Here is a 1252-nt window from a genome sequence, read left to right on the forward strand (position 1 = left end):
GGGATCAAAGTTTGTACTCATTTGATTGTTGGATTACCGAAAGAAACCCGCGACGATAATATTGAAACGCTGCAAAAAGTGTTGGCCGTGGGCACTGATGGCATCAAGTTACATGGCCTGCATATTGTGGAAGGCAGTACGATGGCGAAAGCTTGGAGAGCTGGCAGATTAGAAGCTCCTGAATTGGAAGAATATGTTGCGATTGCCAGTGAAATGATTCGTATGACGCCCGCTGATGTTGTGTTTCATCGTGTCTCTTCCGCAGCTCGTCGTCCAACGTTGTTGTCCCCGCTTTGGTGTGAAAACCGTTGGTTAGCCATGACTGAAATTGGTCGCGCATTAAATAAAGATGGCGCTCAAGGCAGCTTAATAGGAAAACCTTTTATCTACACGAAGCCGGAATTAAAAGCAGATTGCTCAATAAATAACTGATATATTTTTAGCAGTTTGCTTTATAGGTGGAAAAATGGATCAGTTACTTAATTGGCTTTGGAATGGGCAGGAGAGTTATGGATATATTGTCCTGCTATCGATAGTCAGTGCGATTGCGATAGCACTTATCTACTTTCGTTTCCAAAACGCACTTAAGCAGCTTATTACTGATTCGCCTTATCCAGTGCTGGTGCTAGATGCCAGCCATGGACAAATCCTACTTTCGAATCAAGCAGCGATGCAGTTGCTTGGCATTCGCTCACTGGGCACAGGCTTTTTGTACCCAGCCTTGTTTGAGCTTCACAAACTTTCTTCGTTGCTAGATAGTTTTTCCAGTCGCTATTTCCGTCACCAAGTCTTTGATTGGCGTTTATCTGAAAACGAATCTATTAAGGTTGAATTGTCCGGCCGAAAGAGTTTGCTACGTGGTCATCGTGTTTGGATCATGTACGCGCAACCTTATCAAGTCACTTTACAAGAACAGCAGCAAGAGTTGGCGCAGTTAGAGATGGCTCGCTCAGCGCTAGATTCGCTGTCCGAGTTGATCTGCTTGCAAGATTGCCAAGGTAACTTATTGACGACGAATCGTGCCTTTGACCAGTTTTGGGAGGGGCGACGAGAAGAAGCCATCACTGCAACGGCGAGCCGAGTCGCTACCCGTAAAAGTGAACGCAAATGGACGACGGACACGCAAGGTCGCAGCTGCTTGCTTGAAGTGAATTTAAGCTCATTAGTATCGCCAAGTGGTGAGCTACTCGGAACGTTGTCTATTAGTCACGATGTGACGGAGTGGCATAAGATTCAGCAAAACTTACGTGAT

General features: G+C 45.6%; 1 protein-coding gene and 1 pseudogene. Both read left to right on the forward strand.

The annotated features are described in order from the left end of the window. Window positions 1-432: pseudogene (locus R8269_RS24895) on the forward strand (TIGR01212 family radical SAM protein); the annotation flags it as partial. Window positions 433-466: 34 nt separating this feature from the next. Further along, the coding region (locus R8269_RS24900) for a PAS domain-containing protein (protein WP_318222867.1) at window positions 467-1252 on the forward strand (786 nt) is incomplete at its 3' end.

The organism is Vibrio sp. Vb0667 (genome assembly GCF_033391095.1).